Origin of the sequence: Mesorhizobium sp. M0601 (assembly GCF_040320845.1) — a bacterium.
GTDB lineage: Bacteria > Pseudomonadota > Alphaproteobacteria > Rhizobiales > Rhizobiaceae > Mesorhizobium.
Map to the genome: position 1 here is coordinate 62,242 of NZ_JAMYQK010000024.1, position 25,583 is coordinate 87,824.

A 25,583-nucleotide genomic window follows, 5' to 3' on the forward strand; every position below is an offset into this window, starting at 1 on the left:
GTGCGGCGGAGGTGGATGGGCCTTTGGTCAGGCCGGAGTGGAATTGCTTAAGTGCCCTTGAAGACGATTTGCATCATTGTCCTTGCCGCGCTGCTCGCCGGCTGCGGCGGCCGCCAAACCGAGGAACTGCTCGGCAGCGCCATGATGGCAGTGCCGGTGACGGAAATCGCCGGCAATCACTCGATCTTCATCGCCACGACGCGCAAGCGCTCCGACGATCCCAACAAGGTCTTCGACGGCGAGCGTTCGGCGACGCTGAACTATGCCCGCGTCAACGTCACCGTCCCCGGCATCCACAAGACAGGCCAGATCGAGCGGCGCTCACGCGGCAAGTCGGACGATCCGGCCAAATACTTCATGGCTTCCGAGGTCGTCGGCTACGACACCCAGCCGAAATTCTCCAGCGCCCTCAGCGCCGACATCGCGGCGCGCGGCGGCCGTGTCATGGTCTTCGTCCACGGCTACAACACCGGCTTCGACGACGCAGTCTACCGCGTCACCCAGATCACCCATGATTCCGGCTATCCGGGCACGCCGGTGCTGTTTTCCTGGGCGTCGGGCGCCAAGACCACCGACTACGTCTACGACAAGGAAAGCGCCAGCGTTGCCCGCGACCAGCTGGAAGTGACGCTGAGAATGCTGGCGCAGACCGGCGCGCGGCGCATCGACATCGTCGCCCATTCGCTGGGAACCTGGGTTACCATGGAGGCGTTGCGCCAGCTCGCCATCACCGGCGACCGTGATCTGGGCGGCAAGCTCGGCGACGTCGTGCTGGCCTCGCCCGACATCGACGTCGACGTGTTCAAGAGCCAGATGCGCCGCTACGGCAAGCCGGACAAGCCGTTCATCCTGCTGCTCTCCGACGACGACCGGGCGCTGCGGCTCTCCGGCCTGATCGCCGGTGCGCGGCCGCGCGTTGGCGACTACAAGAACGCCGCCGACCTCGCCAGCTATGGCGTGTCGGTCGTCGATCTCTCCAGCGTCAAGGGAACCGACCGCTTCAACCACACCAAATTCGCCGATAATCCGGAATTGGTGCAGTTGATCGGCCAGAAGCTGCGCGAGGATGACGGGTTTGCCAGCGACCGCGAAGTGACAGACCGCATCGCCTCGGTCGGACAATAGCTGCATTGCGCGGCAGCGACCGTTGACCATTGCCGCACAATCGGAACAGTTTGAACTGGACCGTGCCGGCCTCTGCCTCTATCGAATAGGCCAAGACGTCTCCGGCTCGACGTCGCCTTTGCGGGAGCCCGCGTGATCGTGCCTTCGAAGATCTTTCTCGTCGCTGCGTTCGCGCTCGCGGTTACCGGCTGCGCCGGCCAGAACACGCACGATCTGCTCAACAAGACGACGATCATCGTGCCTGCTTCGGACATTGCGGCGACGCACAAGATCTTCGTCGCCACAACCCGGCAAAAGGCAATGAAAGAGCCCCGGCAGGTGTTCGACGGCGACCGTTCGCCGACCACCAGCTTTGCCAGCGTCGAGGTGACGGTGCCCAAAATCCACCAGCTCGGCGCCATCGAGCGGGTCAAGGGCTCGGCCAACAGCAATCCGGCGAAGGATTTCACGGCGACCGGCGTCACCTTCTACGAAGGCGCCCCGCAATTCGCCAAGGCGGTCGGCGCCGACATCGCCATGCGCGGCGACCGCGCGCTGGTTTTCGTGCACGGCTTCAACAACGGCTTCGATGACGGTATCTATCGGCTGACGCAGATCGCGCACGACACGAAATACCCAGGCACGCCGGTGCTGTTTTCGTGGGCGTCGAGCGGCAAGACGACCGGCTACATCTACGACAAGGAAAGCGCCAATGCGGCGCGCGACGATCTCGAAGCGACGCTGCGCATGCTCGCCAAGAGCCGCGCCAAGAGCATCGACATCATTGCCCATTCGATGGGGACCTGGGTGACCATGGAAGCGTTGCGCCAGCTTGCCATCACCGGCGACCGCGACCTCGGCGGCAAGCTCGGCTACGTCATCCTGGCCTCACCCGATATCGACGTCGACGTGTTCAAGAAGCAGATGATCCGCTACGGCAAGCCCGACAAGCCGTTCGCCGTGCTGCTTTCGGGCGACGACCGGGCGCTCAGGCTGTCGACCCTGATCTCCGGCGACAAGCCACGCGTCGGCGACTATGGCGACGCGGCCGACCTCGCCAGCTATGGCGTCTCGGTGGTCGACCTGACCAAGACCAAGGGCGGCGACCGGCTGAACCACGCCAAATTCGCCGACAACCCGTTCCTGGTGCAGCTGCTCGGCGACCGCCTGCGCGCCCCGGCGGGCCTCGCCTCCGAAGAGACCGCGCCGGCCCAGCTCGACAATCTCGGCCAGGGCCTCGGCAAGGCCGTCGGTTCGGTCGCCGAAATCGTCATCACCACGCCGTTCAAGGTGCTGACCATCGCCACCGGCGGGTGAGCCGACCTCTGCTGCCAATCGCGCCGGTGATTGGTAGCTGTCAACAAAAACGCTCTGCAGCGATCCTTCGCGCCCCCCTCTGTCCTGCCGGACAGAGGGGGCGCTGTCCCTCCAGGGTTCAGTGATTCTTCAAACAAACAAATCAACCTTCTGAAAAGTCGTCACGTCGATCAGGCCGACGTCGGAAATTCTGAGCTCGGGGATGACGACCAGCGCCAGCAGCGAGTGCTGCATGTAGGCGTTGTTGAGCGAGCAGCCCATCTGCCGCATGGCGTCGCTGAGTTTGTCGGCCTTGGCGGCGACGATTTCGGCGCGCTCGTCCGACATCAGCCCGGCGATCCGCATTTCGACCAGCGCCAGCTCCTTGCCGTTGGAAAACAGCACGACGCCGCCGCCGACCTCGCCCAGCCGGTTCACGGCCAGAGCCATATCCTGCTTGTTGGTGCCGACGACGATGATGTGGTGGGCATCGTGGGCCACGCTCGAGGCCATGGCGCAGTCGCCGATATAGCCGAAGCCGGAAACGAAGGCGTTGGTGACGCCGCCCGTGCCCTTGTGGCGCTCGACCAGCGCGATCTGGCAGACGTCGTTGCGGCGGTCCATGGCGACCAGCCCGTCCTCAACCCCAAGATCGGCCTCGAGCGCCCGCGTCGGCGCCTGGTTTTCGATGACGCCGATGACGCGCACCCGCACCTCGTTGGCGCCCAGGGGTGCGGCGATGTCGAAATCGCCGGGCTTGAGCTTCCTGCCGAGCTTGACGGTGTTCTTCGCCGTCTTCGGATAGTCGTAGGCCGGAATGTCGATTTCGAGCTTGCCGCCCTTGGCCAGCCTGACGCCGCGGCCATAGACCTCGTCGATGGTCATTTCGGCCAGGTCGGAGACGATCAGCAGATCGGCGAGCCGTCCCGGCGCGATCGAGCCGATCTCGCGCTCCAGCCGGAAATGCTGGGCGGTGTTGAGCGTCGCCATCTGGATCGCCGTCACCGGCGTCAGCCCTTGGCTGATGGCGTGGCGCACGACCCGGTCCATATGGCCTTCGTGCACCAGCGTACCGGAATGGCTGTCGTCGGTGCACAGGATGAAGTTGCGCGGGTCGAGGCCGCTCTCGGTCACCGCCTTGATCTGCGAGGCCACGTCGTACCAGGCCGAGCCCAGCCGCAGCATCGCCTTCATGCCCTGGCGGACGCGCGCGATGGCGTCCTCGGCGCGCGTGCCTTCGTGATCGTCCTCGGGGCCGCCGGCGACATAGCCGTGGAACGGCAGGCCGAGATCGCGCGAGGCATAATGCCCGCCGACCGTCTTGCCGGCCCTCACCGTCGCGGCGATCTCGCCCGACATCACCGGATCGTTGGCGGCGACGCCCGGAAAATTCATCACCTCGCCGAGCCCGATGATGTTTTCCCAGCTCATCGCTTCGGCAACGTCGGCGACGGTCAGTTCGGCGCCGGCATGCTCCAGCCCCGGTGCCGAAGGCACGCAGGACGGCATCTGCACGAGTACATTGACCGGCATGGCGACGGCCTCGTCATGCATCAGCCGCACGCCCGGCAGGCCGAGCACGTTGGCGATCTCATGCGGATCGATGAACATCGAAGTTGTGCCATGCGGGATCACCGCGCGGCAGAATTCCGTCACCGTCACCATGCCGCTCTCGACATGCATATGCGCGTCGCAAAGCCCCGGCACCAGATAGCGGCCGCCGGCATCGACCACCTTAGTGCCCTGACCGATGGCATGGCCGGCGTTCGGCCCGCAATAGGCAAAGCGGCCGCCGGCAATGGCAATGTCGGTGCCGGCGATGATCTCGCCCGAATGGACGTTGACCCAGCGCCCGTTGCGGATGACGAGATCGGCGGGTTTGCGACCCATAGCGACATCGACCAGATGCGTCGCCATCTCAGCCCAGGGTTTTGGTTTCGTCGCATTGGCGGTCTTCGGCATCAACAGGCTCCTCTTTGCCCGACTGTGCCAAGCCGCGAGGATTTTGACCAGCGAGGAAGTAAGCGCGGACGGCGAAGTTGCAGATCTCCCCCCTTGTGGCGGGGCAATCGCATTTGGATTCTTACGAAGATGGACCCCCACCCTAACCCTCCCCACAAGGGGGAGGGAATGCTGCCGCGCGCCTTTAACTTCCCCTTTGGCGCCGAAAGGCAGGCAATTTGCCGAGGTCAGCGCCAACGGAAGTCTCCCTCCCCCTTGTGGGGAGGGGTTAGGGGTGGGGTCCATCGTAGAGCGAAAGCCTCGGCTTTCCATCTGCAATAGCCCTGTCCATTGTGGGGGGAGATGTCGCCGAAGGCGACAGAGGGGTCGCCTATCCACGCGCGACGACCCCCTCTGGCCTGCCGGCCATCTCCCCCTCTAGGAGGGAGATCGATGCGCCATGGCCTTCGCCAATCGCCAAGGGCATTTTTTTGCCGGGCCGCAGCAACTTTGTTCTTGCTTTGTGCCGGCAGCTATGCTACTAATTTGGCTATGGTGCCAATTGGCTCCAATGACCCGTCCTCCCGAGGCGGGTTTTTCTGTTATGGCGCCATTCATGGCAAATGGCCCAGGCGGAATCCGATTCCGTTGCGGCCAATCAGCTTTCGTCTCGTTAGAGGATCCTTCTGAATCGACGGTCGCGGAGTTTGACGCACTCCATCGTTCGAGCCTTCGGCCGGTTCACTCAATTCGATCCCGAACTGTCACTTTTTGCTTGGATCGTCCGCCGGGTTGACGTAGGTGATCTTGAATGGCCCCTCGCCATGAACCTGGATAATCGTATCGCTTGTCGTCCAGGCGAAGTGATTCATTCCGGCCGGCGCGACGCCGAAGCCGCCAGCAGTCAGTTCGACACCTTTCGCCTCGTCGAGCTTGTCGCCCATTCCAATATGGAAGTTGCCGGAAAGCACCGTTACGTATTCCGTGGTGGGATGATTATGTGCGGCAATTTTGTAGCCGGCGGGTGTCTTCAACCGCAGCACAAAGGCGCCGTCCTTTGAGGGGTCTCCAGCGACAACAGCCATTTCCGCGCCAGCGGGAATGACAGCAGGAGCAGGACCCCATTTGATGTCTTTGGCGTTCGTCGGCATCTCATCGGCAAACAGAGGCGCCGTCCCAACAAGCAGCAGTGCCAGAGCAGAGGCAAGCTTGAGCATGACAATCTCCCAGTGTCTGTAGAGGACGGCGTCGAGTATCGGCGCGCCGATCCACTTGCCAATTGGAGTCTATCAGGGCAGAGCGCCCGAACGCATCCTGCGAACGGGGGACGCGCATTCGCGGTAGCCGCGGAAGCTGCCGCTAAAAACATTTCCAGGTGAAACGATTTTGTTTGTATAACTGTAGGTGATCGGCCTCGCTAGCTTCCAGATTTCTCTACGGCAAAAGACGGCTTGACGGCCCCTGCCCGGCATCTGAAAAGGACTGGCCTGCGGATGTGGCGGAATTGGTAGACGCAAGGGACTTAAAATCCCGTCCTAGTCCTTTGCACCCTCGCAACTAACCCCTCAAGGCTTGTAATTCCCCGGTTTGCGCCGGGGTTTTTCATTTCACCACTCGTGCAACGGATTTTGTGGGAAACACGCCGTTGTGGGAATCGTGTGGGAAAAGGAGAACCGACGTTCATGGCCAAACCAATCCACATGAATCTGCAGGCCGGCACCGACGACGAGTTAGACAACTACGCCAAGGGTGGCTCCAGAAGAGGAAATCGAATTAAATCAGCACAATCTTAGAGGTGCGTGAGGCGGTTTCTCAAGCACCAGCACATGACTGCCAAGAGGTGATGTGTGAGTGCTCTTAACCTTGAACCCCTCGTCAGAAAGCGTTTCGATAAATTCGCCATCCGTTCCAGGCGGAACGCGGGCAACGACGTTCGAGGTGCGCCTCACAATATTGGAAAGCACCCTTCGTGCCTTGTCCGGGCCGATGTTGCGCTGCATGTGCTGATAGACGGCCAGCAGCAGGACGATATCGTATTTCGGTAGAAGGATATTACCGAGGCGCCGGCTGCCAAGATTCAGGCGATCGAACCGGGCATGCACCGGGGAGCCACTCAACAACATCTTTGCAGTCTCGATATGCGGCTTGGCAACGTCGATCCCATGGATCGAACTGGGTTTCAGCTTGGATATCTCATAGGCGACAACACCCATATTGCAGCCAACATCGAGAATGGATTTCCCAGCATAGTCGATCTCCAATGAGAATATCCCGTCCAGTCTATCCTCCCATGTTCCTGCAAAACCTCTTTTGAACCTTGACCACCACAAATCATATACTCATAATATTAGAGATCGCCGAAATATAGCGCTCGTTACCTTCTACTATTCATAAGTCGTGACCAAGAAAAGCCTGCCCCCCACAAAAACACAGAAAAACATCATGGACACCACGTTCAAGCGCGCTGCGAGGCGCCTTGCTGATCTCAACTTGCGGGAAACTAGGCGCCCGCATTAGAGTAGGAGAGGACGGTGTTTAGGACATCGCCTTCAAAGCTAGTCCAGCCAACCCCATTAACGCATCACGACCACGATCTCCTGGCAGTCGCCTGATGGCTCAGAACCGCAAGGGCATCCACCGTCTGATGCAGCACAGCGACGTCTGCGACATCGGCAAGTGGGAGGTCATAGAGGTGTGGCGCAGCATCCGCGAACACATCCCAGGACTGTCCGACACCGTGGTCTACACAACGCGGCATACGTGCTGCTCGTGGCAGATCATCCGTGGCATCGACATCCGGCGCGTCCAAATCTGGATGGGCCACAAGTCGATCCAGACCACCCCTGAACTACGCCCACCTCGCACCCAATCACTTGCTCGACAACCTGACCGCCCTCGAAGGTGGCGCGGCTCCGAGGCTCGTGGTAGTGAACGGCAAATCCTAAGCCGACCGTGTGGGAAACCATGTGGGAGACCGGTGGGATTTCCCCACAATGTGGGAAGTGGGCGTGGCGGAACTGGTATACGCAGCAGACTTAAAATCTGCCGGTGTTTCAAGCACTTACGGGTTCAAATCCCGTCGCCCACACCAAGCCTCGCAAGGGACTTAAAATCCCTCGATCTCTGATCGTACGGGTTCGAGTCCGTCGTCCGCACCAGCAACATCGGCGCCATTGCGGCCTAAAGCGTGTCGCGTTCGATCGGCCTCATGCGACGCGCTTTAGGTTCTTGTTTTTATGCATATCGTTATCGCAAAACCGCTGCACACTTTTGCGCGACATGCATTAAGCAAGAGCGTGAACTCGCCGCATACAGGCTGCCACATGCCATTTCTCGACCAGGAGCCGGCGAGCCGATGCGGGATCTGCGATATGCGTATTCCGGCGTCCGCATGTTCGTTTGCCAGCTTCCAAAGCGCACTCAGGCAAGGGCGGCGGTATCGGTCACACGCATCATCGCCAGCAATTTCGATATGATCTTGTCACATCGGCTGCTGTATGGTGGAAAAGGAGTCCGCCCATGCGAACCACCCAGCCGATAAGTATCACCCTCCCGCGCGACATGGCCGAGGCCGTCGCGCGCAAGGTCGAATCCGGCGCCTACGCCTCCGCCAGCGAAGTGCTGCGCGAGGGCGTGCGCGCGCTGCTCGACCGCGACGCCGCCGTTGAACGCTGGCTGCGCGAGGAAGTCGCCCAGAGCTACGACGAGTACAAGGCGAATCCGTCCAGCGCCATCCCTGCCGAGCAGGTGATGCTGCGTATCCGCGACCGCGCCGCCGCGCGACGCGACGATGCCACTAAGGAATGACGCGCACGGTTGTATTTTCCGCGCAAGCGGAGCACCAGTTGGATGCGCTGTATCGCTACATAGAGGAATATTCCTCCACAGCCCGTGCGGAATCGTTCGTTGGCGGCATCGTGGCCTATTGCGGGGCTCACCCACCAATCGGGTTCAGCTTCAGGTGCTGGATCAAAATAATCGTCTTGGCGTCGATGATCCGACCATCGTTGATGCCAGCCAGTGCCTCGTCTAGCGGCATCTCCAAAACCTCGATGTCCTCGCCTTCGTCGTGGGCGCCGCCGCCGTCGGAAATGCGGTCGGCGGGCGAGTAGCGGGCGACGAAGAACCAGAGCCGCTCAGTGACGCTGCCGGGACTCATATAGGGCGAAAACAGCCGCTGCACGTCCTTCAGGCGGTAGCCGAGTTCCTCCTCGGCCTCCTTGCGGATGCAGGTTTCGGGATCGTCTTCGTCGAGCAGGCCGGCGCAGGCCTCGATCAGCGGCTCCTTGTGGCCAGTGACGTAGGCCGGGTAGCGGAACTGCCGCACCAGAAGCACCGTCGAGCGGTCGGGATCGAAAGGCAGGATCACCGCGCCGTCGCCGCGATCGTAGGTCTGGCGGGTGTGCGTTTCCCATTTGCCGTCGCGCCGGCGGTAGTCGAAGACGGTCTTTTTCAAAACCGCCCACTCGTCGGAAAGGACTTCCTCGGAGCGGATGCGAATGCGATCTTCCATGGTGGACTCCCTGCTGCCGCGGCAAGGCGTAGCCGCGAACGGCGGTTCGTGCAATCGGGTCAGCAATTGGTCCAGGCATGTTGATATTCAGGTGATGCCGGCCTGACCTGAATTTCAAACATGCCTGGTGCGCCGGTTCACCGTCTCGTGTCTGGCGCTGGCACAATCGGCTGCCTAAATAGCGGCAACCCTCTCCGGAGTTTTTTATGACCTCATCGCTTTTCCAGCCGATCACCCTCGACGGCCTCACCTTCCCCAACCGCATCGCGGTCGCGCCGATGTGCCAGTATTCGGCCGAGGACGGCTCGGCCAGCGATTGGCATCTCTATCACTGGATGAACCTGGCGATGTCCGGCGCCGGCATGGTCACCGTCGAGATGACCGATGTCGAACGGCGCGGCCGCATCTCGCATGGCTGTCTCGGCCTTTATTCCGAGGACAACGAGGCGGCGGCGCGACGCACGCTGGATGCAGCCAAGCGTGTCGCCGCACCGGGCACGAAATTCGGCACGCAGCTTGCCCATGCCGGGCGCAAGGCGTCCAACCGGAAACCCTGGGAGGGCGGCGGCCCGCTGCATGCCGATCAGGATCCGTGGCCGATCGTGTCGGCCTCGGCGATCGCCTACGACACCGGCTGGCAGGTGCCGCGGGCGCTGGAGGACGACGAGATCCTGCAAATCATCGAACGCTTCGCCGATGCGGCGCGGCGGGCCGAGCGCGCCGGCTTCGACTTCATCGAGCTGCATGCCGCGCATGGCTATCTGATCTTCCAGTTCCTGTCGCCGCTGTCCAACCGGCGCACCGACCGCTGGGGCGGCTCGCTGGAAAACCGCATGCGTTTCGCCGTCGAGATCGCCAAGGCGGTGAAGAAGGCGACGCCCAGGCTGATGCTGGGCGCGCGTCTGTCGATCAAGGAATGGGTCGATGGCGGCTTCGAGGTCGAGGATGCGATCGAAGTGGCAAAAGCGCTGAAGGAAGCCGGCGTCGCCTATCTCTGCTGCTCGAGCGGCGGCAACTCGCCCTTGCAGAAGCTGCCCTCCGGGCCCGGCTACCAGGTGCATCTGGCCGAAGCGGTGCGCAAGGCCGTCGGCATCCCGACGCGGGCCGTCGGCCTGATCGACGATCCGAAACAGGCCGAGGCGATCGTCGCCGACGGCCGCGCCGACATGGTGGCGCTGGCGCGCGCCTTTCTTGCCGATCCGCGCTGGGGCTGGCGCGCCGCGGCCACCTTCGGTGAAAAAATCCACCCGGCGCCGCAGCTTGCCCGCTCGGTGACGACGATGCAGCACTGGATGAAGGCGGCGAACTGACGGCGGGTTCGTCTCGCTGGACGGGCCAGCACAGCTTCGCATGGATCCTCTGCCGGTGTAGAGTGGCCGGGGGCCGCGGCTGGGCGCGGCGGGTTGGGGGAGCAGAGACATGTCGTTCAGGGGGATTTCCATTGCGGCCGCCGCCGCGGTTGTGGCCGTGCTGTCGTTCGCCGCGCCGACGCCGGCCGGGGCGCAATATTGCGAAGGCACGGTGCACGGACTTTCCAGGCACTACAATCTGGCGACGGGAAGCGGCTTTCTCGCCGTTCGGGCCCGGCCGAACTCGTCGTCGCGCATGGTCGGGCAATTGTTCAACGGCGACCAAACCGAAATCTTCGACCGCCGCGGAAACTGGTACAAGGTCGATTTCGGCGGCCGCACCGGCTGGGCGAATGCACGCTGGCTGCGCAACGACTGCGGCTATTGAGCTATTTTCGCCTGAGCTAAAAAGCAGTTGCAACCAAATCGGCCGCTCCGCGTTGGCGGCGATGATGGACAGCAAGCCATTTGAAAAGCCGGTCGTGGTCGAACTCGGCCATGTCGGCAAATATCGGCAGATCCGCAGCGCCCAGGAGGCGGCGGAGTGCCTGATGACGATCTGGCCACTCAACCGCGGGCCGCGTCATCGTGATGCCCTCGACACTTGCCTAAAAGTGCTGGAAGGTTATCGTTCGACGGCGGATGCGCGCCGGGCACTGATCGAAGCCGCCAGGGAATCGGACGTGCTGGTCGCAGACGACAGGCTGCTAGACGACAGACTGGCCGACGACAGGCTGCATTGAGGCAACGGGCTTTCAACCGGAGGGTTTCATGGCGAAACTGACCTACAAGATCGTCGAGCATGACGGAGGCTGGGCCTACAAGGTCGGCTCGACATTCTCCGAAACGTTCCCCACCCATCAGGACGCGTTGCGCGCCGCGGAGATCGCTTCGGCCGAACAGCAGGTCGCCGGCAACACCGACGGCATCCAGTACGAGGACGCCGACGGCAAATGGCACGACGAGCTCGCCGACGGCCGCGACCGGCCGCAGACCGAGGTCTCGGATTAGAGTGTGCGCCGATATCCAGGTGATGCCGGCGTGCTTTACAGGTCGGTTTGGTAGCGCTACCGTCTCACATCGCGCGTGACCGGGGAGGAGCCTGGGCGCCGTCGCGGGCCAGGCAGGAAAGCGGTTTCCTTCGAAGTCGTTGCAGGAATCAATCGGGAGGAGATCGATGGCGTCTGTCGCAATCGGCGATGTCTACAAATCATTTGGGACCGTCGAGGTCCTGCACGGGGTCAGCGTCGATATAAACGACGGCGAGTTCGTCACGCTGGTCGGTCCTTCGGGTTGCGGAAAGTCGACCCTGCTCAGGATGATCGCCGGCCTGGAAAAGATCTCGCGCGGCCAGATCGCGATCGGCAAACGTGTCGTCAATAACGTTGCGCCAAAGGAGCGCGACGTCGCCATGGTCTTCCAGAACTATGCGCTCTACCCGCATATGACGGTCGCCGAGAACATGGCGTTCTCGCTGATGCTCAAGGGCGTTCCCAAGACGGAGAGCGATGCCGGCGTGCGGCGCGCGGCCGAAATCCTGGGACTGGTGCCGCTGCTCGACCGTTATCCGCGCCAGCTTTCCGGCGGCCAGCGCCAGCGCGTTGCCATGGGCCGGGCGATCGTGCGCGATCCGCAGGTTTTCCTGTTCGACGAGCCGCTATCCAATCTCGATGCCAAGCTCCGGGTGCAGATGCGCGCCGAGATCAAGGAACTGCACCAGCGCCTGAAGACGACGACGGTCTACGTCACCCACGACCAGATCGAGGCGATGACCATGGCCGACAAGATCGTCGTCATGCATGACGGCATCGTCGAGCAGATCGGGCCGCCGCTCGAGCTCTACGACCGGCCGAACAATCTGTTTGTCGCCAGCTTCATCGGCTCGCCCGCCATGAACATGCTCAGGGGCGAGATCGTAAGCGACGGCTCGCCGTCATTTCGCGGCGCCGGCGGGATTTCGGTCCCGTTGGCCTCGGCACTTTCCATCGGCAATGGTGAGCCGGTCGTGCTGGGGATACGGCCCGAGCATTTACGGCTGTCCGACAATCAGGGCATTCCGGTCACCGTCGTGGTGGTCGAGCCGACAGGGTCCGAAGTGCAGCTCATCGGCCGCACCGCCGGCGGCGATGAGATCGTCGCAAATTTCCGCGAACGCCATTCCTTCACGCCGGGCGAAACCATCCGGCTTACGGCCGAGCCTGGCCTCATCCACCTCTTTCACGGCGAAACCGGTCAGCGGTTCGAAACGCCCATCAGGCAGTAGGACGGCAAGGACAATAAGCAGGAGGAAGCGAGCATGAAATTCACCAGACGTGACGTGATCCGCACCACCGCCGGCGTTGCGGCGGGAGCCTTGGGAAGCCGGCTCGTCGGCTCTCCCGCCTTTGCCCAGGAGGGGTTGAAATACAAGCCCGAGGACGGCGCCAAGCTCAGGCTGCTGCGCTGGTCGCCTTTCGTGCAGGGCGACGAGGATCAATGGCTGGCCAACACCAAACGCTTCACCGAAGCGACCGGCGTCGAGGTCCGTGTCGACAAGGAAAGCTGGGAGGACATCCGCCCCAAGGCGGCGGTCGCCGCCAATGTCGGCTCCGGTCCGGACCTGATGTTCGTCTGGTTCGACGACCCGCACCAATATCCCGACAAGCTGCACGACGTGACGGAGCTGGGGGAATATCTCGGCTCGAAATATGGCGGCTGGCACGATGGACCGCACCAATATGCGACACGGCAAGGCAAGTTCCTCGGCCTGCCGCTGGCGACCATCGGCAATGCCATCGTCTATCGTGAAAGCTGGGTGAAAGAGGCTGGCTTCTCCGAATTTCCGAAGGACACGGCAGGCCTGCTCGAGCTTTGCAAGGCATTGCAGGCGAAGGGGCACCCGGCCGGCTTCACGCATGGCCACGGCGTCGGCGATGGCAACAACTACGCCCACTGGCTGCTGTGGAGCCATGGCGGCCAGATGGTCGACGAGAGCAGCAAGGTGACGATCAACAGCCCCGAGACGCTGAAGGCGATCGAATACGCGCAGCAACTCTACAAGACCTTCATTCCCGGTACCGAAAGCTGGCTCGACGTCAACAACAACCGCGCCTTCCTGGCCGGCGAATTGAGCGTCATCGCCAACGGCATTTCGGCCTACAACACCGCCAAGATCAACAAGGACAAGGATCCGAAACTGGCCGAGATGGCCAAGGACATCCGCACCACCAACCTGCCGATCGGCCCGGTCGGAAAATCCGTCGAGCTGTTCCAGGTGACCACGGCCGTGATCTTCGACTACACGCCCTACCCCAACGCCGCCAAGGCCTACCTGCAGTTCATGTTCGAGGATCCGCAAATGTCGCAGTGGATCACGTCGTCGGCAGGCTATTGCTGCCAGACGCTCAAGGCCTTCGACAACAACCCGGTGTGGACGGCCGATCCGAACAATGCCGCCTACGCCAAGGCCTCGGCGACGCTGCGGCCCAACGGCTATGCCGGCCCGCTTGGCTATGCCTCGGCAGCGACCATGGCCGACTATGTGCTGGTCGACATGTTCGCCAAGGCGGTGACAGGCCAGGCGACGCCGCAAGAAGCGATGGAAGAAGCCGAGAAGCGCGCCAACCGCTACTATCGCGTTTGAGCCGGTTCAGCCGGGCAGCCATGCTGCCCGGCTTCGAATCGCGCATGGCCGCCCGGCCGTTCAATGAGACCTTAGAGGAGCCGACCCATGGCCGTGACCTCCACTGCCGCTCAGCCACGCCGGTCGGCGCTGTCGCGCATTCTGACGTTCGTGTCCGAAAGTCATAACGCGCTTGGCTTCGGCTTCATGCTGCCGGCGGCGGCGCTGCTGCTGGTCTTCCTGACCTATCCGCTCGGGCTCGGCGTCTGGCTCGGCTTCACCGATGCCCGCATCGGCCGCCCCGGCATCTTCATCGGTATCGAGAACTACGAATATCTGTGGGATGACGCCGTCTTCTGGCTCTCGGTCTTCAACACCTTGCTCTACACGATCAGCGCCTCGATCCTGAAGTTTGCGCTCGGCCTGTGGCTGGCGCTTATCCTCAACCAGAACCTGCCGTTCAAGTCGTTCTTCCGCGCGATCGTCCTGCTGCCCTGGGTGGTGCCGACGGTGCTGTCGGCGATCGCCTTCTGGTGGATCTACGATTCGCAATTCTCGATCCTGTCCTGGGCGCTTATGGAAATGGGCCTGATCGACCATCGCATCAACTTCCTCGGCGATCCGGAGAATGCGCGGGCTTCGGTTATCGCCGCCAACGTCTGGCGCGGCATTCCTTTCGTGGCGATCACGCTGCTTGCCGGCCTGCAGACGATTCCGCAGTCGCTCTACGAGGCCGCCACGCTCGACGGCGCCAGCCGCTGGCAATTGTTCCGCTATGTGACGCTGCCGCTGCTGACGCCGATCATCGCCATCACCATGACGTTTTCGGTGCTGTTCACCTTCACCGACTTCCAGCTGATCTATGTGCTGACACGCGGCGGGCCGGTGAACGCCACGCATCTGATGGCGACGCTGTCGTTCCAGCGCGGCATTTCCGGAGGCCAGCTTGGCGAAGGCGCCGCGATCGCGGTCGCCATGATCCCGTTCCTGCTGGCGGCGATCCTGTTCAGCTATTTTGGCCTGCAACGCCGCAAATGGCAGCAGGGCGGCGGAGATTGACATGACCGCGATCGAAACGAGCAAACGCCCGGAACTCGACGAAGGCGGCATGGGCTACCTGCAGAGTTTGCCGCGCCGCGTGGTGACGGTCTACCTGCCGTTGCTGATCTTCGTCATCGTGCTGTTGTTTCCGTTCTACTGGATGACGATCACGGCGGTTAAGCCCAACCTCGAGATGACCGACTACGCCAATTTCAATCCGTTCTGGGTGGTGCATCCGACGCTCGAGCATATCCGCTACCTGCTCTTCGAGACATCCTATCCGGGCTGGCTGCTCAACACGATCATCATCTCGACCGCCGCCACGTTCTTGTCGCTGCTGGCTGCGGTGTTCGCTGCCTACGCGATCGAGCGCTTGCGGTTCTCCGGGGCGCGGCAGGTCGGCCTCGCGGTGTTCCTGGCCTATCTCGTGCCGCCCTCGATCCTGTTCATTCCGCTGTCGGTGATGGTGTTCAACCTTGGGCTTTACGACACGCCCTTCGCGCTCATCCTCACCTATCCGACCTTCCTGATCCCGTTCTGCACCTGGCTGCTGATGGGCTATTTCCGCTCGATCCCGTTCGAGCTGGAAGAATGCGCGCTGATCGACGGGGCGAGCCGCTGGCAGATCCTCACCAAGATCGTGCTGCCGCTGTCGGTACCGGGGCTGATTTCCGCCGGCATCTTCGCATTCACGCTGTCATGGAACGAGTTCATCTACGCCTTGACCTTCATCCAGTCGTCCGAAAACAAGACTGTGCCGGTCGGCGTGCTCACCGAGCTGGTGCGCTCGGACGTCTATGAATGGGGGGCGCTGATGGCGGGAGCGCTGATCGGCTCGCTGCCGGTGGTGGTGCTCTATTCGTTCTTTGTCGAGCATTATGTTTCCTCGATGACCGGAGCCGTGAAGGAATAGCCGACGTGATTAAGTTCGGAGGTATTCCCGGCGACCGGGATGCCCGGGGCGGGCACCCTGCCGGCCGAGACCGCGTTCCGGGAGGGTGTCAGCTGCTGGTGTCGGACTTCGGCGCAAATGCGCGGTCGGCAATGCGTTCGATGAAAGCGACGACCCGTTCCGGCTCGACGAATTGCGGCATGTGGCCAAGCCCCTCGACAGGTTCGAAATCGAGCCCGCTGATCTTTTCCATCAGCGGCCAGCCGTGGATATCGATGCCCAGCACGCGATCGGAAGCACCAAACAGAATGCCGGCCGGCAAGGTGATCTCGCCATAGCGTTGCTCGATGCGGCCAAGGTCGTGCGCGATCGCCACGACATCGGTCGATGTCGCATAGAAATGGCTTGGCCTGAGCCCGCACCAGCCGCCGCCCTCGACCATATAGTCGGCCGGCGCCGTCTGCGGCGCGAAAATGAAGGCCAGCGTCGGCTCGGCATATTTGAGAGCCGCCGGGATCGCCACCGTATGAGCCATGATCCGGCGCCGCAGCGGCGACTTGACGTATAGCGGGCCGAACTTCTCGCGCGCGTCCGGCTCCAGATGGGTCAGCGGCGCCAGCAAGGCGATGCCGGAAATCGCCTCTGGATGCTCGACAGCCAGCGTCAGCGCGATGGCGCCACCCAGCGAATGACCGACGACCAGCGGCTTTTCCAGCCCAAGCGCGTCGATAAAATGCCGCACGACCTCGGCCTGCTCGGACAGCCGTCCGCTGGCGGCCCTGGCCCGCACCGAATAGCCGGAGCCCGGGCGGTCGAGCGCGATCAGCCGATAGTCCGGGCCGAACCGTCCGAACAGCGTGTGGCCGAATTGATGAAGCTGCGCGCCGAGGCCGTGCAGGAAGACGATCGGCCGCCCCTCGCCCGTCTCGACATAATGGATGCGGTTGCCGTCGATCTCGATGAATCTGCCACTGGCCGGCACCAGCCTTTCGGCCTTCGCCGCGATCCGCAGCGTCGCCAGCAGCGGATAGGCTGCCACGACGAGCGCCAGCAGAAACAGCGCGCCGGGTAGCCATAGCAGAATTGATACCGGCATCTTTCCCTCAGCGCCCAAACCGGCGCAGCATCACCCGCCGACGGCTCCACTGCAAGGGAGGTGGCACAGGTGGATCCGTCGTTTGGCGGCATTGCCGCCGGCCGTTTGCCGCGCTATCTCAGGCGACCCGTTTTCCGGAGCCTGCCATGACCGAAATCGTCACCGCCGCCATGCTCGTCATCGGCGACGAGATTCTGTCCGGCCGCACCAAGGACAAGAACATCGGCCACCTCGCCGAGATCATGACGGCGATCGGCATCGACCTGAAGGAAGTGCGCATCGTTGCGGACGAGGAAGACGAGATCGTCGCTGCGGTGAATGCGCTGCGCACCCGCTATGCTTATGTCTTCACCACCGGCGGCATCGGCCCGACGCATGACGACATCACCGCCGATTCGGTTGCCAAGGCCTTTGGCGTGCCATGCGAATACGACGCCAAGGCCTACGCCCTGCTGGAGGCAAGCTACGCCGCCCGCGGCATCGAATACACCGAAGCGCGCAAGCGCATGGCGCGGATGCCGCGCGGGGCAGACCACATCGATAATCCAGTGTCGGTTGCGCCGGGCTTTCGCATTGGCAACGTCCATGTCATGGCCGGCGTGCCGGCGATTTTCCAGGCGATGCTCGACAATGTCGTGCCGACATTGCGGGCCGGCACCAAAATGCTGTCGGCAACCGTGGGATGCCCGTTCGGCGAAGGCCTAATCGGCGGGCCGCTGGGCGACATCCAGAAGGCGCATCCGGACACGATCATCGGCTCCTACCCGAAATATGGCGACGGCAAGTTCTGGACGGAACTGGTGGTGCGCGCCCGCAGCCAGCAGGCGCTGGACTCCGCACGCGCCGACGTAGAGGCTATGGTGGCTGGCTTGATCAAGGAAAGCCGAGTGGGCTGATCGGCCGGCCTGACGGAACCAGCATCGCGCAGTGACGTTTGTCACGAGTGGGATCGCCGTATGAAGTGAGGGACTGCCATGCGCTTCAAGACCATCGTCGCCATATTGCAGAATGAACCGGATGCCGAGCGCGTCCTCGATTGCGCGATCCCGCTGGCCAGCCGATTCCAGAGCCATCTGATCGGCATCCATGCCGAGGCGCTGCCCGTGCCCTACACCTCTGCCACCGGCTTTCCGGACACCGAGTTCCTGCAGGTTTCCGCCGACATGAACCGGGAGCGCGCCGAGAAGTTGCAGGCCGCCTTTCACAAGCGCATCGAGAATTCCGGCCTGTCGTTCGAGTGGCGCAGCCTCGAGAGTTTTTCCGGCGACAGTGCGCTGACCGGCATCTCGACCGTTCGCACCGCGGACCTGATCATCGCCGCGCAGCGCGAATCGGGCAGCGACCCGAGCGCCGACGTCGACACCCTGGTCTACGATGCCGGCCGGCCGGTGCTGGTGGTGCCGCATTCGGGTTCGCTGGTGACCAGCTTCAAGCATGTGCTGCTCGCCTGGAACGGCAGCAAGGAAGCCGCGCGCGCGGCCTTCGATGCCCTGCCCTTCATTATCGAGGCCGAAAAGACGGACATCGTCGTCATCGACCCGCCCGATACGCTCGACGAGGCGCCGGAAACAGCCGGCGCCGAGATCGCCGCCTCGCTGTCCAGGCATGGCGCGACCGTCAGCGTCTCGGTGCTGAGGTCCGGCGGCGCCTCGGTCGACGACATCATCCAGACCAGGGTCGCCGAGTCGGGTGCGGACCTGCTCGTGCTCGGCGCCTACAGCCATTCCTGGCTGCGCCAGCTGCTGTTCGGCGGCGTGACGCGAACGGTGCTGCGCACCGCACCCGTGGCGGCCTTTCTGTCGCGGTAGGTTCACAGGGATAGCTTTCCACGCCCCTTGCCAAGGCCAAGCCTTTCCAGTTAATTCCGCGCGCATTCCATGGTGTCTGCGCGCGATGCGCGCTTTGCGGAGTGCGCGAAAGATGTCCCTGCCCGAAAAAGCCTTCCCGGTCTCCTGGGACCAGTTCCACCGCGATGCGCGCGCGCTCGCCTGGCGGCTTGCCGGCGCCAACAAGGGGCAATGGAAGGCGATCGTCTGCATCACGCGCGGCGGCCTGGTTCCGGCGGCTATCATTTCGCGCGAGCTTGGCATCCGCATCATCGAGACGGTCTGCGTCGCCTCCTACCACGATTATACCAGCCAGGGGCAATTGCAGGTGCTGAAGGAGGTCACGCCGGCGCTGCTCGTCGATGACGGGGCCGGCGTGCTGATCATCGACGACCTCACCGACACCGGCAAGACGGCGGGCATCGTGCGCGCGATGATGCCCAAGGCGCATTTCGCCACCGTCTATGCCAAGCCGAAAGGCAGGCCGATGGTCGACACTTTCGTTACCGAGGTCAGCCAGGACACCTGGATCTATTTCCCCTGGGACATGGGCTTCACCTACCAGAAGCCGATCGCCGACGACCACGCCGGCTGATTCGCGGCAACGCCGCTCATTGTAGCCGGTCGCCCAAGGCACCATCCGCGACCGACAAATGCCGGCGTAATGCTCACGCGGTCGCGCCATTTGGGTGGGACCGGCGCAAATTGGCGCAATTTCGCTGGTCCATGAAAGATTTTTTACTTTTATTGCTCACGATTAGCCGTAAGATTCGTAAGACGGCAAACGATTCTGGAAGCTGGGGCAAGCTTCTCCGATGTTGACGAGGCCAACCACGCACAACCATCTGGCCGAACGGGTCCGGCGACTCTTCGGCACGGTGCCGTCCCGCCTGCAGGTTGCAGCGCTGCCCTGGCGCGATGGCGGCGACGGCGTCGAAATCATGCTGATCACCAGCCGCGATACCGGCCGCTGGGTGCTTCCCAAGGGCTGGCCGGAAGCAAAGGAGCCGCTTTGTGAAGCGGCGGCACGCGAAGCGGGCGAGGAGGCCGGGCTGCGCGGCACGATCTCGCATCACGAGGCCGGCCGTTATTTCTACGCCAAGCTGCTGGATTCCGGCGAGGAAGTGCCGTGCGAGGTGCTGGTCTTCCCGCTGCAGGTCGACAAGGTCGCCGACCGATGGAAGGAAAAGCGGGCACGCACTCGCAAATGGGTCAGCGCCGCCGAGGCTGTGCGCATGGTCAACGAACCCGACCTCAGCCAGATCATCGCCCATTTCTGCGCGGATCCGCATCGGTTCTCCTGAGTCTCAGTCGCGCATAGCCTATTCGCTCAGGTGCTGTGAACGTCGTTGCCGAAGCGCCTCCACCCAGAGCCGAACCTTCCTCGCTGCGCTCCGCTTCTATCCCCGTTATCCACATATGTGACACACAAGATGTGGGGGTCATAAAAGCTACGCAAACGAATCCTTGACGGCGCAAAACGAGTCGCCTTTTATAGGCCATGCGCTCCTGTTGAGAGTGCGACCGGAAAAGTTTCGAGGCCGGTCTTTTTCCCGGAATATGTGCGTTTTGAGCCGCATTCCCGCCTGTTTACGAGGCCGGCGAAGGCGTGGGATTTTGAAGCCTTGGGGGGCGAAAGGGGAGGATTGTCGGACTTGAATAAATTGTCTGTTAATACTATATTTAGTGTTTGCAGGTAGGTTCGACGCTAGATAATGTGAATTTCCCTCGATCGAGGGCGTTACAAAAAGTTTTCAGTTTTGAGGGACCCACAGGGTCCGTGAGCGCGTTGGACAGCGGCCTCGCAAGAGGTTCGACCGGCAGGGCGGCGGAGACTGTGACGATGAGAGCCGGCGGTTTTCGAACGCCGGCAGATGGCGGACATGCGCGTTTCGTCAAGAGGGCAGAAATCCTCTGGGAAAAGCGCTATATGTAGACAAAAGGGACCGGACCAATGCGCATCGAGCGTCGTTTCACCAAGCCAGGACAATCTGCCTATTCGGAGATCGAATTCCGCAAGGCGCTTTCGGAGATCAAGAATCCGGATGGCTCGGTGGTGTTCCGCTTGGACAACATCGACGTGCCGGCGCAGTTCTCCCAGGTTGCCGCCGATATCCTGGCGCAGAAATATTTCCGCAAGGCGGGTGTTCCCGCACGGCTGAAGAAGGTCGAAGAGACGCAAGTCCCCTCCTTCCTGTGGCGCTCGGTCGCCGACGAGGCTGAACTGGCCAAGCTGCCGGAAGCCGAGCGCTACGGTTCCGAGACCGACGCCCGCCAGGTCTTCGACCGGCTTGCCGGTACCTGGACCTATTGGGGCTGGAAGGGCGGCTACTTCAAGTCGGAGGAAGACGCGCGCGCCTTCCGCGACGAGCTCGCCTATATGCTGGCCACCCAGCGCGTCGCGCCGAACTCGCCACAATGGTTCAACACCGGCCTGCACTGGGCCTATGGCATCGACGGCCCGAGCCAGGGCCACTTCTATGTCGACCCGTTCACCGGCAAGCTGACCAAGTCGAAGTCTTCCTACGAGCATCCGCAGCCGCATGCCTGCTTCATCCAGGGCGTGCAGGACGACCTCGTCAATGAAGGCGGCATCATGGACCTGTGGGTGCGTGAGGCGCGCCTGTTCAAATACGGCTCCGGCACCGGCTCCAACTTCTCGTTCCTGCGCGGTGAAGGCGAAAAGCTGTCGGGCGGCGGTCGTTCGTCGGGGCTGATGAGCTTCCTCAAGATCGGCGACCGCGCGGCGGGCGCCATCAAGTCGGGCGGCACGACACGCCGCGCCGCGAAAATGGTCATCGTCGACGCCGATCATCCCGACATCGAGGAATTCATCGACTGGAAGGTCAATGAGGAGCAGAAGGTCGCCTCGCTGGTCACCGGCTCGAAGATCGTCAAGAAGCATCTCGAAGCGATCATGAAGGCCTGCATCAACTGCGAAGGCAATGGCGACGATTGCTTCGACCCGGCGGTCAACACCGCGCTGAAGCGCGAGATCAAGGCGGCCAAGAAGGACGCGGTGCCGGAGAACTACATCTACCGCGTCATCCAGTTCGCCAGGCAGGGCTACACCTCGATGTCGTTCAAGACCTACGACACCGACTGGGATTCGGATGCCTATCTCACGGTTTCCGGCCAGAACTCCAACAATTCGGTGTCGCTGAAGGACGATTTCCTGCGCGCCGTCGAGCAGGACGGCGACTGGCATCTCACCGCCCGCAAGGACGGCAAGGTGCTGAAGACGCTGAAGGCGCGCGATCTCTGGGAAAAGATCGGCTATGCCGCCTGGGCGTCGGCCGATCCGGGCCTGCATTTCAACACGACGATGAACGACTGGCACACCTGCGCCTCGGCCGGTGCGATCCGGGCGTCCAACCCGTGCTCGGAATACATGTTCCTCGACGACACCGCCTGCAACCTGGCCTCGATCAACCTTCTGCCCTATCGCAACACCGACGGCACCATCGACATATCAGCCTACGAGCACACGGTGCGGCTGTGGACCATGGTGCTGGAAATCTCCGTCATGATGGCGCAGTTCCCGTCGAAGGAGATCGCCAAGCTTTCCTACGAGTACCGCACGCTCGGCCTCGGCTACGCCAATATCGGCGGCCTGCTGATGACCTCGGGCATTCCCTATGATTCCGACGAGGGCCGCGCCATCTGCGCCGCCCTCACCGCGATCATGACCGGCACGGCCTATGCCACTTCGGCCGAAATGGCCGCCGAGCTCGGCGCCTTCCCCGACTACGACCGCAATGCGCAGAACATGCTGCGCGTCATGCGCAACCACCGCCGCGCGGCCTATGGCGAAAGGGACGGCTACGAGAAGCTCGCCGTCAACCCGGTGCCGCTGGTCGCCTCGGATCTCAAGCAGCAGGAACTTGCCGACCATGCCAAGGCCGCCTGGGACCGCGCCATCGAGCTCGGCGAGGAGCATGGCTACCGCAACGCGCAGGCAACGGTGATCGCGCCGACCGGCACAATCGGCCTGGTGATGGATTGCGATACCACCGGCATCGAGCCCGACTTCGCGCTGGTAAAATTCAAGAAGCTGGCCGGCGGCGGCTATTTCAAGATCATCAACCGCGCGGTGCCCGAAGCGCTGCGCACGCTCGGCTATTCCGAGGCCCAGATCGCCGAGATCGAGGCCTATGCCGTCGGCCACGGCAATCTCAACCAGGCGCCGGGCATCAACCCCGGCTCGCTCAAGGCAAAAGGCTTTACCGACGAAAAGATCGCAGCACTCAATGCGGCGCTGAAGTCGGCCTTCGACATCAAATTCGTCTTCAACCAATGGACGCTGGGCTCTGACTGGGTGAAGGAGACGTTCGGCTTCACCGACGAGCAGCTCAATGATTTCTCGTTCGAGATGCTGCCGGCGCTGGGCTTCTCGAAGAAGGACATCGAGGCCGCCAACATCCATGTCTGCGGGGCGATGACGCTGGAAGGCGCGCCGTTCCTGAAGGCCGAACACCTGCCGGTGTTCGACTGCGCCAGCCCGTGCGGCAAGATCGGCAAGCGTTCGCTGTCGATCAACAGCCACATCATGATGATGGCGGCGGCGCAGCCCTTCATCTCCGGCGCCATCTCCAAGACCATCAACATGCCGAACGACGCGACGGTGGAAGACGCCAAGGGCGCCTACATGCTGTCGTGGAAGCTGGCGCTGAAGGCCAACGCGCTCTATCGCGACGGCTCGAAGCTGTCGCAGCCGCTCAACGCCTCGTTGCTTGCAGACGTCGAAGACGACGAGGACGAAGCCATCGAGCAGCTGATCGCGGCGCCGGCCGCACAGCGCGCCGTGCAGGTGACCGAGAAGATCGTCGAGCGCGTCGTCGAACGTCTCTACCGCGACCGCGAGAAACTGCCGAACCGCCGCAAGGGCTATACCCAGAAGGCGGTCGTCGGCGGCCACAAGGTCTATCTGCGCACTGGCGAGTTCGATGACGGTCGTATCGGCGAGATCTTCATCGACATGCACAAGGAAGGTGCGGCCTTCCGGGCGATGATGAACAACTTCGCCATCGCCATCTCGCTCGGCCTGCAATATGGCGTGCCGCTCGAGGAATTCGTCGAAGCCTTCACCTTCACCAAATTCGAGCCGGCTGGCATGGTGCAAGGCAATGACGCCATCAAGAACGCCACGTCGATCCTCGACTACGTCTTCCGCGAACTCGCCGTCTCCTATCTCGGCCGCCACGACCTCGCCCATGTCGACCAGTCGGACTTCGACAAGACGGCGCTCGGGCGCGGCATCAACGAAGGCAAGGCAACGCCCTTCTCCAAGGGCCTGACCCGCGGTGCCTCGCCGGTCAAGCTGGTGTCGGGTGCCGAGCCGAAGGGCTTTGCTGGCTCGGGCTCCGGAACTCCAGCCCGTACCGCCCCGACCGCCTTCTCCGGCTCCAACGTGCTGACGCTGAAGCCGGCCAGCGACGAAGCCATCGCCTATAAGCGCGACTACGAGGAGCGCGCCAGGGAACTGGTCGAGGACATCGTCTACGCGGAAGCCTCCGACCCGACGGAGCTGTTCACCGATGAGGCCGCGAAAGAAGCAGCCGAAGCCAGAGCACTCGCCGCCAACCGGCGCCAGCAATCATTGATGCAGGGCTACACCGGCAACGAATGCTCGGAATGCCACAATTTCACGATGGTGCGGAACGGGACTTGCGAGAAGTGCGATACTTGCGGGGCCACGAGCGGGTGCAGCTGAGTTCAGACCAGCAACCGATGATTCGCATTCTAACTTAGAGCTCCGACAAAATGTCGGAGCTCTTTGGATTTTCCGATGACACACCGCACTGCTGCCGAGGCTCTTGCTAACGAAATAACTGTGCTGGGCAACGATTATGGGCTTGCCTTCCACCATTGCTGCCAAGAGCTTTGGCGGGTTTCATCCTCATGCGACCGCTATGAGGCGCTATTTGGTAGCCAGGAGCGAGTTAACCTTCTGAATGACAGTAGCGGGAGCTTCTGGCATGCGATGCAGAGCGTATTGCTCGAACATGTCTTGTTGGGCATTTGCCGATTGAGCGACACGGCCGGAACCGGGCAGCGACGGAACCTCAGCATTTGGACCTTGGTTCACCTTGATCCATCAAGATATAAGGGCAGATTGAAACAACGCGCTGAAACAGCGGCCAAAAAAACGTCGTTTGCTAGAACTTGGAGAGACAAGCGAATTGCCCACAACGACTTAGAGCAATCGACGGGTGTTGCTAATAAGCTGGCCCCTGCAACCGGAAAGAGGATAACGAGGGCAATCCTTTCGATTCATGAGGTGCTTCGATGGATCAACGCCAAGCATTTTGATAGCGACATGGGTCTTTTGGAAATGGGAGACTACGACGCTATTGAGTTGATGACGTACATTGACGACGGCAGGAAATATCGAGCTTTGAGGGAGTCAGAATATAATTCTGGAACCCGGGTTAGGTATGAAAATAGCTATGATTGGATTCGCACAGGTACGGAGCCCAGCAAACGCTATACAGTCGATTTTGACCTAAAGCTACCAAAGGCAACTAGCCGATAGACTGCCATCGTCGTCCGACTCCAATATCACTTCCCCTTTGCAGTGCTAAATCAAGCTCAGGTGAGACCGATGCGTTACGCGGTGGTGATTGAAAAAGCTGGAAACAATTTTTCTGCTTACGTGCCGGATCTGCCAGGCTGCATCGCCACTTGTGCAGCGGTGCCTGAGGTTGAAGCCGAAATTCGTGACGCGATACGCTTTCATATTGAAGGCCTGCGGGCCGATGGGCTGGATGTGCCCAAAGGGGTCAGCCTGGCGGAATATGTAGAGGCGTAGAAGGTGCGATCTCCCCTTCTCCCCTTGTGAGATCTTTGCACAGAAGCCGATCAGTGATTCTGTTGTGAGGTTGGAGCAGGGAGATTCGCGATGGTGGATCGTGTTCTGGGTCA

The 25,583-nt window shown here is 62.1% G+C and carries 23 protein-coding genes and 1 tRNA gene; 19 read left to right on the plus strand and 5 right to left on the minus strand.

Going from position 1 to position 25,583, the window contains the following annotated elements:
- Positions 1-51 precede the first annotated feature (51 nt).
- Both NKI41_RS20760 and NKI41_RS20765 read left to right on the plus strand, forming a co-directional pair.
- The gene (locus tag NKI41_RS20760) at positions 52-1,125 is read left to right on the plus strand and encodes an alpha/beta hydrolase (protein ID WP_352451120.1); all 1,074 of its coding nucleotides are present in this window, start codon (positions 52-54) and stop codon (positions 1,123-1,125) included.
- A 132-nt stretch (positions 1,126-1,257) separates the two neighbouring features.
- Positions 1,258-2,421, plus strand: a complete 1,164-nt coding sequence (locus tag NKI41_RS20765) for an alpha/beta hydrolase (protein ID WP_352684882.1) — start codon at positions 1,258-1,260, stop codon at positions 2,419-2,421.
- A 129-nt stretch (positions 2,422-2,550) separates the two neighbouring features.
- Here the strand turns inward: NKI41_RS20765 and ade are convergent, their stop codons facing one another.
- The 3 genes from ade to NKI41_RS20780 all read right to left on the minus strand — a co-directional run bounded on the left by ade (position 2,551) and on the right by NKI41_RS20780 (position 6,602).
- A complete protein-coding gene (ade, locus tag NKI41_RS20770; RefSeq protein ID WP_352684885.1) occupies positions 2,551-4,362 on the minus strand; it encodes an adenine deaminase in 1,812 nt (603 codons plus the stop codon).
- A 743-nt stretch (positions 4,363-5,105) separates the two neighbouring features.
- Positions 5,106-5,558 (minus strand): cupin domain-containing protein, encoded by a 453-nt coding sequence (locus tag NKI41_RS20775; RefSeq protein ID WP_352684887.1) that lies wholly within the window; start codon positions 5,556-5,558, stop codon positions 5,106-5,108.
- Positions 5,559-6,119: 561 nt separating this feature from the next.
- Entirely contained in the window at positions 6,120-6,602 is a 483-nt protein-coding gene (locus NKI41_RS20780) for a class I SAM-dependent methyltransferase (RefSeq protein ID WP_352684889.1), read from the minus strand.
- Positions 6,603-7,343: 741 nt separating this feature from the next.
- Here NKI41_RS20780 and NKI41_RS20785 point away from each other — a divergent pair.
- Positions 7,344-7,432, plus strand: a tRNA-Leu gene (locus NKI41_RS20785).
- A gap of 428 nt (positions 7,433-7,860) precedes the next feature.
- Complete coding sequence (locus tag NKI41_RS20790; protein WP_352684891.1) at positions 7,861-8,148, plus strand: ribbon-helix-helix domain-containing protein; 288 nt, start codon at positions 7,861-7,863, stop codon at positions 8,146-8,148.
- A 127-nt stretch (positions 8,149-8,275) separates the two neighbouring features.
- Here NKI41_RS20790 and NKI41_RS20795 read toward each other — a convergent pair whose 3' ends face one another.
- A complete protein-coding gene (locus NKI41_RS20795; RefSeq protein ID WP_352684894.1) occupies positions 8,276-8,854 on the minus strand; it encodes an NUDIX domain-containing protein in 579 nt (192 codons plus the stop codon).
- Positions 8,855-9,060: 206 nt separating this feature from the next.
- Between NKI41_RS20795 and NKI41_RS20800 the strand changes: the two genes are divergently transcribed.
- From NKI41_RS20800 to NKI41_RS20835, 8 genes are all read left to right on the plus strand, one after another.
- Entirely contained in the window at positions 9,061-10,164 is a 1,104-nt protein-coding gene (locus NKI41_RS20800; RefSeq protein WP_352474055.1) for an NADH:flavin oxidoreductase/NADH oxidase, read from the plus strand.
- Between the two features lie 109 nt (positions 10,165-10,273).
- Positions 10,274-10,591, plus strand: a complete 318-nt coding sequence (locus NKI41_RS20805) for an SH3 domain-containing protein (protein WP_352684896.1) — start codon at positions 10,274-10,276, stop codon at positions 10,589-10,591.
- Between the two features lie 61 nt (positions 10,592-10,652).
- Entirely contained in the window at positions 10,653-10,946 is a 294-nt protein-coding gene (locus tag NKI41_RS20810; protein ID WP_352474053.1) for a DUF982 domain-containing protein, read from the plus strand.
- 28 nt (positions 10,947-10,974) lie between these two features.
- Positions 10,975-11,214 carry a DUF2188 domain-containing protein gene (locus NKI41_RS20815; protein ID WP_023674770.1) on the plus strand — a complete coding sequence of 80 codons (240 nt, stop codon included), beginning with the start codon at positions 10,975-10,977 and terminating at the stop codon, positions 11,212-11,214.
- 166 nt (positions 11,215-11,380) lie between these two features.
- Positions 11,381-12,466: an ABC transporter ATP-binding protein gene (locus NKI41_RS20820; protein ID WP_352684898.1), complete on the plus strand. Its 1,086-nt coding sequence runs from the start codon at positions 11,381-11,383 to the stop codon at positions 12,464-12,466.
- A 33-nt stretch (positions 12,467-12,499) separates the two neighbouring features.
- The gene (locus NKI41_RS20825) at positions 12,500-13,825 is read left to right on the plus strand and encodes an ABC transporter substrate-binding protein (protein ID WP_352474051.1); all 1,326 of its coding nucleotides are present in this window, start codon (positions 12,500-12,502) and stop codon (positions 13,823-13,825) included.
- A 186-nt stretch (positions 13,826-14,011) separates the two neighbouring features.
- Positions 14,012-14,863, plus strand: a complete 852-nt coding sequence (locus NKI41_RS20830; RefSeq protein ID WP_376705884.1) for a carbohydrate ABC transporter permease — start codon at positions 14,012-14,014, stop codon at positions 14,861-14,863.
- A 1-nt stretch (position 14,864) separates the two neighbouring features.
- Entirely contained in the window at positions 14,865-15,758 is an 894-nt protein-coding gene (locus NKI41_RS20835; protein WP_023674766.1) for a carbohydrate ABC transporter permease, read from the plus strand.
- Between the two features lie 88 nt (positions 15,759-15,846).
- On the opposite strand, the gene NKI41_RS20840 is transcribed toward NKI41_RS20835, so the two are convergent.
- A complete protein-coding gene (locus NKI41_RS20840; protein WP_352684901.1) occupies positions 15,847-16,833 on the minus strand; it encodes an alpha/beta fold hydrolase in 987 nt (328 codons plus the stop codon).
- Between the two features lie 146 nt (positions 16,834-16,979).
- On the opposite strand from NKI41_RS20840, the gene NKI41_RS20845 reads away from it, so the two are divergent.
- The 7 genes from NKI41_RS20845 to NKI41_RS20875 all read left to right on the plus strand — a co-directional run bounded on the left by NKI41_RS20845 (position 16,980) and on the right by NKI41_RS20875 (position 25,470).
- Complete coding sequence (locus tag NKI41_RS20845; RefSeq protein WP_352684903.1) at positions 16,980-17,729, plus strand: competence/damage-inducible protein A; 750 nt, start codon at positions 16,980-16,982, stop codon at positions 17,727-17,729.
- Positions 17,730-17,807: 78 nt separating this feature from the next.
- Entirely contained in the window at positions 17,808-18,641 is an 834-nt protein-coding gene (locus NKI41_RS20850; protein WP_352474045.1) for a universal stress protein, read from the plus strand.
- A 112-nt stretch (positions 18,642-18,753) separates the two neighbouring features.
- Positions 18,754-19,254: a xanthine phosphoribosyltransferase gene (gene gpt / locus NKI41_RS20855; protein ID WP_352474044.1), complete on the plus strand. Its 501-nt coding sequence runs from the start codon at positions 18,754-18,756 to the stop codon at positions 19,252-19,254.
- A 220-nt stretch (positions 19,255-19,474) separates the two neighbouring features.
- Entirely contained in the window at positions 19,475-19,963 is a 489-nt protein-coding gene (locus NKI41_RS20860; RefSeq protein ID WP_352684904.1) for an NUDIX hydrolase, read from the plus strand.
- A gap of 650 nt (positions 19,964-20,613) precedes the next feature.
- Entirely contained in the window at positions 20,614-24,372 is a 3,759-nt protein-coding gene (locus NKI41_RS20865; protein WP_352684906.1) for a vitamin B12-dependent ribonucleotide reductase, read from the plus strand.
- Between the two features lie 75 nt (positions 24,373-24,447).
- Positions 24,448-25,194: an AbiU2 domain-containing protein gene (locus NKI41_RS20870; RefSeq protein WP_352684909.1), complete on the plus strand. Its 747-nt coding sequence runs from the start codon at positions 24,448-24,450 to the stop codon at positions 25,192-25,194.
- Positions 25,195-25,263: 69 nt separating this feature from the next.
- Complete coding sequence (locus NKI41_RS20875; protein WP_352684910.1) at positions 25,264-25,470, plus strand: type II toxin-antitoxin system HicB family antitoxin; 207 nt, start codon at positions 25,264-25,266, stop codon at positions 25,468-25,470.
- Positions 25,471-25,583: the final 113 nt, after the last annotated feature.